The 10,729-nt window shown below is 69.5% G+C and carries 4 protein-coding genes, 1 tRNA gene and 1 rRNA gene; 1 reads left to right on the forward strand and 5 read right to left on the reverse strand.

Going from position 1 to position 10,729, the window contains the following annotated elements; genetic code table 11:
- Positions 1-53: 53 nt before the first annotated feature.
- Together ACZ4WH_RS36755 and ACZ4WH_RS36760 are read right to left on the reverse strand one after the other, a co-directional pair.
- Positions 54-734: a response regulator gene (locus ACZ4WH_RS36755; protein WP_031101857.1), complete on the reverse strand. Its 681-nt coding sequence runs from the start codon at positions 732-734 to the stop codon at positions 54-56.
- A 294-nt stretch (positions 735-1,028) separates the two neighbouring features.
- Positions 1,029-6,485, reverse strand: a complete 5,457-nt coding sequence (locus ACZ4WH_RS36760) for a HAMP domain-containing protein (protein WP_468189111.1) — start codon at positions 6,483-6,485, stop codon at positions 1,029-1,031.
- Between the two features lie 411 nt (positions 6,486-6,896).
- Here ACZ4WH_RS36760 and ACZ4WH_RS36765 point away from each other — a divergent pair, with 411 nt between their 5' ends.
- Complete coding sequence (locus tag ACZ4WH_RS36765; RefSeq protein ID WP_468189113.1) at positions 6,897-9,656, forward strand: SpoIIE family protein phosphatase; 2,760 nt, start codon at positions 6,897-6,899, stop codon at positions 9,654-9,656.
- A 44-nt stretch (positions 9,657-9,700) separates the two neighbouring features.
- Here the strand turns inward: ACZ4WH_RS36765 and ACZ4WH_RS36770 are convergent.
- The 3 genes from ACZ4WH_RS36770 to rrf form a co-directional block, all read right to left on the reverse strand.
- Positions 9,701-9,776: transfer RNA gene (locus ACZ4WH_RS36770), tRNA-Thr, on the reverse strand.
- 84 nt (positions 9,777-9,860) lie between these two features.
- Entirely contained in the window at positions 9,861-10,523 is a 663-nt protein-coding gene (locus ACZ4WH_RS36775) for a DegT/DnrJ/EryC1/StrS family aminotransferase (RefSeq protein WP_468189118.1), read from the reverse strand.
- 114 nt (positions 10,524-10,637) lie between these two features.
- Positions 10,638-10,729 (reverse strand): 5S ribosomal RNA (gene rrf, locus ACZ4WH_RS36780); the annotation flags it as partial.

Consider the following 10,729-nt stretch of genomic DNA (forward strand, 5'->3'; position numbering starts at 1 on the left):
ACGCACACTCATCCACAACCGTGGCCCCGGCGTACGTCAGTTCCGCGTGTACGTCAGTTCTGCGAGGGCACCGAGGCACCGGCGCCGCCCGCGCCCGGCTCCAGGGCGTCGAGCGCCCGGCGCAACCCGGTCAGTTTGCGCTCCAGATGGGCCGCCGTGGCCACCGCGGCCGCGTCCGCGGAGTCGTCGTCCAGCTGCTTGGACAGCGCCTCCGCCTGCTCCTCGACGGCCGCGAGCCGCGCGGACAGCTCGGCGAGCAGCCCGGCCGACTCCTTGCCCGCGGCTCCGCCCTTGCCGCCGCCCTCCAACTGGAGCCGCAGCAGCGCCGCCTGCTCACGCAGCTGGCAGTTCTTCATGTACAGCTCGACGAAGACCGAGACCTTCGCGCGCAGCACCCACGGGTCGAACGGCTTGCTGATGTAGTCCACCGCGCCCGCCGCGTACCCCCGGAAGGTGTGGTGCGGGCCGTGGTTGATCGCCGTGAGGAAGATGATCGGGATGTCCCGGGTGCGCTCCCGTCGCTTGATGTGCGCGGCGGTCTCGAACCCGTCCATGCCCGGCATCTGGACGTCCAGCAGAATGACCGCGAAATCGTCCGTGAGCAGTGCTTTGAGCGCTTCCTCCCCGCTCGATGCCCGCACCAGCGTCTGATCGAGCGCAGAGAGGATGGCCTCCAGCGCCAGCAGATTCTCCGGCCGGTCATCGACCAGGAGGATCTTGGCCTTCTGCACCATGGCCCGCCCTCCTCGCCCCGGCGGTACACCGGGCGCCGCCCCAGGGGACGACTCCCTTTCGCCGCCCGTCCTTGTGCCGGTCATCGTAGCCGCACCCCGCCTGTCGCCACACCCTGTCACCGCGATGTCACTGTGCACGTAGCGGAAACGCGGCGAGACCCCGGATGGTTCCCGGAATCCGGGATTCCCGCGCGTACCCGGCCTTCATCATGCAGCAACTCCCCGCCTCCGCCGCAGGTTCCCCCGGTGTTCACAGCACACCCGTCCGATCCGCTCACCGTGGTCACCGGGAGGTCACTCCCCGGTCATCCACTGACGCATCACCGACAGCAGATGATCAGGGTCGACCGGCTTGGTGACATAGTCGGAGGCGCCCGACTCGATCGCCTTCTCCCGGTCGCCCTTCATCGCCTTCGCGGTCAGCGCGATGATCGGCAGCCCCGCGAACTGCGGCATCCTGCGGATCGCCGTGGTCGTCGCGTACCCGTCCATCTCCGGCATCATGATGTCCATCAGGACGACCGCCACGTCGTCGTGCTGCTCCAGCACCTCGATGCCCTCGCGGCCGTTCTCCGCGTACAGCACCGACAGGCCGTGCTGCTCCAGGACGCTGGTGAGCGCGAACACATTGCGGATGTCGTCGTCGACGATCAGCACCTTCTCGCCGCCGAACCGCACCGCGCGGCTCTGCGGCGCGCGCTCCCGCTCCGGCACCGCCGTCCACTGCTCGGGCCGCTGCCCGTCCGCCGGCAGGCTCCGCCGCCGGCGCCTGAAGAGCGCGGCGGGTCCGTTCTGCGTCTCCTGGTACGACTTCACCTCGGCCGGCGTCTCGATCTCCACCGCGGACAGCTCCGAGGACCGGTGCGCCTCGGAGGCGACCAGATCGCCGGCCTCCAGCGCGGGCACGGACTGCTGGTAGCCCTGCGGAGGCAGTTCGCTCAGGTGCAGCGGCAGGTAGAGCGTGAACGTCGAGCCACGGCCCGGTTCGCTCTGCGCGTGGATCTCACCGCCGAGCAGCTGCGCGATCTCCCGCGAGATCGACAGGCCGAGGCCGGTACCGCCGTACTTGCGGCTGGTGGTGCCGTCCGCCTGCTTGAACGCCTCGAAGATCACCCGCATCTTGCTGGCCGCGATCCCGATACCGGTGTCGGTCACCGAGAACGCGATCAGCTCGCCGTCCGGAGCGCGCAGCGAACCGGCCTCCAGCAGCTGCTCCCGGATGGACTGCGGCACACTCGCCCCGGCGGGCCGGATCACCAGCTCCACCGACCCGGAGTCGGTGAACTTCACCGCGTTGGACAGCAGGTTACGCAGCACCTGGAGCAGTCGCTGCTCGTCGGTGTGCAGGGTCGCCGGCAGCTCCGGGGAGACCCGTACGGACAGATCCAGGCCCTTCTCCGCGGTCAGCGGCCGGAAGGTGGCCTCCACGTAGTCCACCAGCTGGACGAGCGCGATCCGCGTCGGGGAGACGTCCATCTTGCCCGCCTCGACCTTCGACAGGTCCAGGATGTCGTTGATCAGCTGGAGCAGGTCGGAGCCGGCGCCGTGGATGGTCTCGGCGAACTCCACCTGCTTGGGCGAGAGGTTGCCCTCGGCGTTGTCGGCGAGCAGCTTCGCCAGGATCAGCAGCGAGTTGAGCGGGGTGCGCAGCTCGTGCGACATGTTGGCGAGGAACTCGCTCTTGTAGCGCATCGAGACCGCGAGCTGCTCGGCACGCTCCTCCAGGACCTGCCGGGCCTCCTCGATCTCGGTGTTCTTCACTTCGATGTCCCGGTTCTGCCGGGCCAGCAGCTCGGCCTTCTCCTCCAGTTCGGCGTTGGAGGCCTGCAACGCCTTCTGCCGGTTCTCCAGCTCCGCCGACCGCTCCCGCAACTGCTCGGTCAGCTCCTGCGACTGCTTGAGCAGCTTCTCGGTCTTGGTGTTGACCGAGATGGTGTTGACGCTGGTCGCGATCATCTCGGCGATCTGGTTGAGGAAGTCCTTCTGGATCTGCGTGAACGGCGTGAAGGAGGCCAGCTCGATCACGCCGAGCACCTTGCCCTCGAACAGCACCGGCAACACGATGACCTGCGCGGGCGGCGCCTCGCCGAGCCCGGAGGAGATCTTCAGATAGCCGCTCGGCGCGTCCGATACCAGGATCGTGCGCTTCTCCTGCGCGGCCGTGCCGACCAGCGCCTCACCGGGCCGGAACGACGTCGGCATGGAGCCCATCGAGTAGCCGTACGAGCCGAGCATCCGCAGCTCGTAGTCGTCCTCGCCGTTGCCGACGCCCTTGCCCTCCATGAGCGGCATCGCCAGGAAGAACGCGCCGTGCTGCGCGGACACCACCGGCGTCAGCTCGCTCATGATCAGCGAGGCCACGTCCTCCAGGTCCCGGCGGCCCTGCATGAGGGCGGAGATCCGGGCCAGGTTGCCCTTGAGCCAGTCCTGCTCCTTGTTGGCGATCGTGGTGTCGCGCAGGTTGGCGATCATCTTGTTGATGTAGTCCTGAAGCTCCTGGATCTCGCCGGACGCGTCCACGTCGATCTTCAGGTTCAGGTCGCCACGGGTCACCGCGGTCGCCACGCGCGCGATGGCCCGCACCTGCCGGGTCAGGTTCCCGGCCATCTCGTTCACGGACTCGGTGAGGTCCCGCCAGGTGCCGTCGACGTCACGCACGCGTGCCTGACCGCCCAGCTGTCCCTCCGTACCCACCTCACGGGCGACCCGGGTGACCTCCTCGGCGAAGCTGGACAGCTGATCAACCATCGTGTTGATCGTCGTCTTCAGCTCAAGGATCTCACCGCGAGCGTCAATGTCGATCTTCTTCGTCAAGTCACCCTTGGCGATGGCCGTGGTGACCATGGCGATGTTGCGCACCTGCCCGGTCAGGTTGGACGCCATCTGGTTCACCGACTCGGTGAGGTCCTTCCAGGTGCCCGCCACACCGGGCACGTGCGCCTGGCCGCCCAGGATGCCGTCCGTGCCCACCTCGCGGGCCACCTTGGTGACCTGGTCGGCGAACGAACTCAGCGTCTTCACCATGGTGTTGATGGTGTCGGCGAGCTGCGCGACCTCACCGCGCGCCTCGATCGTCACCTGCCGCGTCAGGTCACCGTTGGCGACGGCCGCGGCCACCTGGGAGATGTTCCGCACCTGCATGGTCAGGTTGTTGGCCATCAGGTTGACGTTGTTGCTGAGGTCCTTCCAGATGCCCGTGACACCCGGTACGTGCGCCTGGCCGCCCAGGATGCCCTCGGTGCCCACCTCACGGGCCACCCGGGTCACCTGCTCGGCGAAGCTCGACAGCTGATCAACCATCGTGTTGACCGTCGTGACGAGCTCAAGGATCTCGCCCTTCGCGTCAACAGTGATCTTCTTCGACAGGTCACCCTTGGCGACCGCCGTCGTCACCTCGGCGATGTTGCGCACCTGGATCGTCAGGTTGTTCGCCATGAAGTTCACCGACTGCGTGAGGTCCTTCCAGGTGCCGGAGACACCCTGCACCTCGGCCTGACCGCCGAGGATGCCCTCCGTACCCACCTCACGGGCCACCCTGGTGACCTCCTGGGCGAACGACGACAGCTGGTCGACCATCGTGTTCAGGGTGTTCTTCAGTTCCAGGATCTCCCCGCGCGCGTCCACGGTGATCTTCTGGGAGAGGTCACCGCGCGCCACGGCCGTGGCGACCTGCGCGATGTTGCGCACCTGGGCCGTGAGGTTGCCGGCCATGCCGTTCACGGAGTCGGTCAGGTCCCGCCACACACCGGCCACACCGGGCACCTGCGCCTGCCCGCCCAGGCGGCCCTCCGTACCCACGTCCCGCGCGACCCGCGTCACCTGGTCGGCGAAGGCGGACAGCTGATCGACCATCGTGTTGATCGTGTTCTTCAGCTCAAGGATCTCGCCGCGCGCGTCCACGTCGATCTTCTGCGACAGGTCACCGCGCGCCACGGCCGTCGTCACCTGGGCGATCTGCCGCACCTGGGACGTCAGGTTGCCGGCCATGAAGTTGACGGAGTCCGTCAACTCCTTCCACGTGCCGGAGACCCCGTCCACCCGGGCCTGACCGCCCAGCCGGCCCTCCGTGCCCACGTCCCGGGCCATCCGCGTGACCTGGTCGGCGAAGCTCGACAGCTGGTCCACCATCGTGTTCACGGTGTTCTTCAGCTGGAGCATCTCGCCGGACACGTCGACGGTGACCTTCTGCGACAGGTCGCCGTTGGCCACCGCCGTGGTCACCTGGGCGATGTTGCGCACCTGCCCGGTGAGGTTGCGGAACGCGGTGTTGACGGAGTCCGTCAAGTCCTTCCAGGTACCGGCCGCCCCCGGCACCTGCGCCTGGCCGCCCAGCTCGCCCTCGACACCGATCTCCCGCGCGACCCGCGTCACCTCGGCACCGAACGCGGACAGCTGGTCCACCATGCCGTTGACGGTGTTCTTCAGCTCCAGCATCTCGCCGGCCACGTCCACGGTGACCTTCTGCGACAGATCACCGCTGGCCACCGCGGTCGTCACGGCCGCGATGTCCCGCACCTGCGTGGTGAGGTTCCGGAACACCGTGTTGACGGAGTCCGTCAGGTCCTTCCACGTACCCGCCGCGCCCGGCACGTTCGCCTGCCCGCCGAGCCGCCCCTCCGCGCCGACCTCGTTCGCCACCCGCGTGACCTCGTCCGCGAAGATCCGCAGCGTCTCGGTCATCTGGTTGATCGTCTCGGCGAGCTGCGCCACCTCGCCGCGCGCCGGAACCGTCACCTTCTGCGACAGATCACCGTTGGCGACAGCGGTCGTCACCTGGGAGATCCCGCGCACCTGCGCGGTCAGGTTGCCCGCCATCGTGTTGACGGAGTCGGTCAGTTCCTTCCACACACCGGCCACCTCGGGCACCTGCGCCCGGCCGCCCAGGATGCCCTCGGTGCCCACCTCCCGGGCCACCCGGGTGACCTCGGAGGAGAACGCCGACAGCTGGTCCACCATCGTGTTGACGGTGTTCTTCAGCTCCAGCATCTCGCCGGCGACATGAACGGTCACCTTCCGGGACAGATCGCCCTTGGCGACCGCCGTGGTCACCAGCGCGATGTCCCGCACCTGGGCGGTCAGCCGGTCCGCCATGGTGTTGACGGACTCGGTCAGGTCCTTCCACGAACCGGACATACCGCGCACCCGGGCCTGCCCGCCGAGCTTGCCCTCGGTCCCGACCTCGCTGGCCACGCGCGTGACCTCGTCGGTGAACGTCGACAACTGGTCGACCAGGTTGTTGACGGTACGGCCGACCTTCAGGAACTCACCCCGCAGCGGATGCCCCGTGCCGCCGTCCGGCGCCTGTGTCCGCAGCTCCATCCGCGGCGACAGATCGCCCTCGGCGACCGCCGTGAGCACCCGGCTGACCTCCGACACCGGCCAGACCAGGTCGTCCACCAGCGCGTTGGAGTTGTCGATGGCCGTCGCCCAGGAGCCCTCACAGGCCCCCGTCTCCAGCCGCTCCGTGAGTTTTCCCTCACGCCCCACCATGCGCCGCACTCGCGACAGCTCACCGGTCAGATGCAGATTCCGGTCGGCCACCTCGTTGAAGACGGCCGCGATCTCCGACATCACGCCGTCCCCGGAGACCGTGAGCCGCTTGCGGAAGTTCCCGTCGCGCATCGACAGGAGAGCCGCCAGCAGCCGGTTCAGGGCAGCCGTGTCCACCGTGGTGGTGCCGCCGCTCCTGCCCAGGGACGGTTCGCCTTTCGCGCGCGTCTTCGTGGCTCGCGTCGCCGCGCCAGACTCCACTGTGTCCCTCCCGGAGGGGTAGACCGTTACTGCTGTACTCGGCCGCTTCGGCCCCGGCCTGCCGGTCATCGGCATACCGGTTACTTCCGCGTACCGGTTACTGCTGCGTATTTCTGCCAGACGAGATCCGGCCACACCAAGGGCTGCTGCCCGCCGTACACGGAACGCACGCAGCCCGACCCGACCTTCATCAGAAGCTTGCCCAGTGTTTCACCCCGGCCGAACCAGGCCATAACAGTTCGGCAGCTTCGCACATCGTCCGCACACCCTGGGGGCGTAAACACCGGCAACCGGCATCCGCTCGGACGGCGAAGGTAAGTAACCTTGCATGCGGCTGTCCAGCCGCACCGGTCCGACCGGTCTGGGCGGTGGCACGAGTACGAGCGGGCATCGGAGGGGCGGCCGGACACCATGACCACCGGACTGATCCCCGGGGGACAGCCCCCGGAGCCACAGCCGACGGGCGAGCTGATGCCGCAACAGCGGAGCGAGCCGGCCGGCCACGCAGCCCTGCATGTCGACAACCGGCCGAGGAGTTCTGTGATCACCGCGCGCGCGGCTGCCAGTTTCGAGCCCGTCGGACGATCGGTCGCGACCGCCCGGTCCTTCGTCCGCGACACCCTCCAGGGCTGGGGATTCGCCGACATCGTCGACGACGCGGTCGTCCTCACCAGCGAACTGGTGACCAACGCCGTCGTCCACGCGGGCACCCACGCCGAGGTGCTGTGCCTGCGCACCGAGGACGGCGTGCGCATCGAGGTCTCCGACCGCTACCCGGAGCGCGAGGTCCCGCTCCAGAGCTCCGCCGTCGCCATGAGCAGCCCGGACCGCGAGGGCGGCCGCGGCCTCCAGCTCTGCGCGGCCCTGGCCACCCGCTGGGGCGTGGACTACACCCCCACCCACAAGAACGTCTGGTTCCAGCTCAACCTGCCCCAACGAGCGGTCGGCACCCGCGCCGCCGGCCCGGCCCTGCCCGCCGACCTCCTCCCGCTGGCCGACGGCCGCGTCCGCGTCGCCGTCCTCCAGGTCGACCGGAAGGGCAACATCAGCGCCTGGAACGAGGACGCCGAGGAACTGTTCGGCTACCCGGCGAACGACGTCATCGGCAAGCCCCTCACCGACCTCGCCGCCTGGCCGCACACCCCGGGCACCGGCACCGGCATCGCCGAGGCCCTCCAGCTCTCCCGCTGGGAGGGCAGCTACGGCATCCGCGGCGCCGACGGCCGCGTGGCCCAGGTGTACGCCTCCCACCTCAGGGTCCGCGACACCGGCGGCGAGCCCTCCACGGTCTGCCTCCTCGTCCGCGACCACGAGCGCGCCGTCCTCCAGACCCCGTCCCGCGTCCCGGCCACCGACCCGGCCCCGTCCGCCGACGGACAGAGCACCGACCCCTTCGAGGTGTTCATCGGCTCCCCCGCCCCGGACGACCTCGACGGCCTCCTCCAACGCACGGTGGAACGCGCCCGCGACATGCTCGACGGCGACTCCGCTTTCCTCCTGCTCGCCACCGACGACGAGACGGAACTGGAGGTCCGCGCCTCCACCGGCCTGCCCTCCGCCCGCCAGCGCTTCGCGCGCGTGCCCGTCGAGGCGGGCCCCGGCCGCTACGGCTCCGCCCGCATGCCCGCCGTCCACGACGACCTCGCCGCCGTCCCCGGGGCCGTACCCCTGCTCGCCGGAACCGGCATGCGCTCCGTCGTCACCGTCCCGCTCAAGGTCGAGGGCCGCCTCACCGGCTCCCTCGGCGTCGCGGCGGAGGCGCCCGGCCGGTACACCAACGAGGAGGCGCTGCGCCTCCAGTTCGCCGCCGACCGCATCGCCCTCGCCGTCGAGTCGGCCCGCCTCGGCGAACTCGAACGCCTGCGCCGCGGCTCCCTGAGCTTCCTGGTCGAGGCGTCCGACCTGCTGGCCGGCACCCTGGACCGCGACCAGACCCTCGCCCTGATGGCCCAGATGACGGTCCCGACGCTGGCCACCTGGTGCGCGGTCTACACGATCGCCGACCAGGCCTCCGAGCCCTACCTGTCGTACGTCCTGCACGAGGACGAGGAACTCATCGACGGCATCAAGTCGCTGCTGTCGAAGGTCCCCGCGCCGGACCCGGTGCCGACGCCCGGCGCCCGCGTCTGGACGACCCCGGGCGAGGTCGCCCACCAGGCCGCCCTGCGGACCTCCATGCGCAGCCTGGGCCTGGCCGGCGGCCCCACGCGCCAGGTCACCTCCGGCATCGGCCCGACGCTCGCCACGGCCTCCGCGGTCGGCGGCGAGACGGTCGTCCTGCCGCTGGTCGCCCGCAACCGCGTCATCGGCATGCTGACCCTCGGCAAGCCCACCGACGAACACTTCCGCCAGGAAATCCTGGAACTCGCCGAGGACTTGAGCCGCCGCGCCGCCCTCGCCCTGGACAACGCCCGCCTGTACTCGGAGCGCACGGCCATCAGCCAGTCCCTCCAGCGCAGCCTGCTCCCGCCGGGCCTGCCGCAGATCGACGGCGTCGAGGTCGAGGTCATCTACCGCGCGGCCGGCGAGGGCAACGAGGTCGGCGGTGACTTCTACGACCTCTTCCCCATCGGCGACGGCGCGTACGGCTTCGCCATCGGCGACGTCTGCGGTACGGGCCCCAACGCGGCGGCGGTCACCGGCCTGGCCCGGCATGCCCTGCGACTGCTGGCCCGCGAGGGCCTGTCCGGCCCGGCCGTCCTGGAGCGCCTGAACTCCGCGATCCTCGACGAGGGCGACCGCAGCCGCTTCCTGACCCTCCTGTACGGCGAGATGCGCCCGCGGGAGGACGGCAGCGCCGAGTTGAAGGTGGTCTGCGCCGGCCACCCGCTCCCGCTGCGCCTGCGCCAGGACGGCACGGTGGTGGCCGCGGCCGAACCCCAGCCCCTGCTGGGCGTCATCGAGGACCTGGAACTGTACGAGGAGACGGTCACCCTGGACCCGGGTGACGTGCTCCTGTGCGTCACGGACGGCGTCACCGAACGCCGGGAGGGCTCACGCATGCTGGGCGACGACGGCCTCGCCGACGTCCTCACGACGTGCACGGGTCTGACGGCGGGCGCGGTCGCGGCACGCATCATGCGCGCGGTGGAGCGTTTCGCCTCGGACGCCCCCTCCGACGACATGGCGATTCTGGCGATGCGGGTTCCGGGAATCCACCAGGAGCCCTGAGGAAGCACGAAAAGGCCCCACCCGGAAGGGTGGGGCCTTTTTGCTGGAGCCCCCAAACGGAATCGAACCGTTGACCTTCTCCTTACCATGGAGACGCTCTGCCGACTGAGCTATAGGGGCCTGTCGTTTTCGAGGTTTCCCTCGCGGCGACGAAGAAACTGTACCCCGAGCCGGCCCCAGTTCCCAAATTCGTTCGGTGCCCGGTCAGAAGGCGGGCTGAAGCAGACCGCCCAGGGCGTTGCAGGCGGACACGACGCGGTGCATCTCCCTCTTGGTGAGCGCGGCGTCCACGGGCAGCGCGAGCGTTTCGTCGGCGGCCAGCTCGGTCTGCGGCAACGACACGCACCGACGGAACTCCGGCAGCCGGTGCACGGGCGTCTTCACCGGCACCCGGCACTCAACTCCCTTGGCCCGCACGGCCCGCGCGAAGGCGTCCCGGTCCGGCCGGCCGTTCCCCGGCACCCGCACGACGTACTGCTGATAGGTGTGCCCGTCCCCGCCGTCCGGCGTCCGTACGCCCTTCAGCTTGGCGTCGAGATAAGCGGCCCGCTCCCTGCGCTGCGCTATCTCGTCGTACGGCGCCTCGGACTCGCCCTGCTCCAGCACCAGCAGCCCGTGGCGCTGCCCGAGCGCGTGCAACCGCCCGATGTCGGCGCGCCGTCCGAAGCGGTGGACCACAACCACCGCGGCCGTACGGGCAGTTACGGCCGCCTCGACCGAGTCCGGGTCGAGGCAGTAGGTCACGGGATCTATGTCCGCGAACACCGGGAGCGCGCCCGCCAGGGTCACGGCCTCGGCGACCTCGACGTTCCCGAAGGCCGGTACGACGACCTCGTCACCGACTCCGACGCCGGCGGCCCTGAGCATTGCTGCTGTTCCCATGTCTGGGATGCTGGGCTCGCAACGTGAACGACACGTTACGCACAACAGAAAAAGGCCGGACCCCGAACCGAAGTTCAGGATCCGACCTTTTCAAGAATTGTTCGGCGGTGTCCTACTCTCCCACAGGGTCCCCCCTGCAGTACCATCGGCGCTGTGAGGCTTAGCTTCCGGGTTCGGAATGTAACCGGGCG

The organism is Streptomyces sp. NPDC029138, assembly GCF_055564375.1.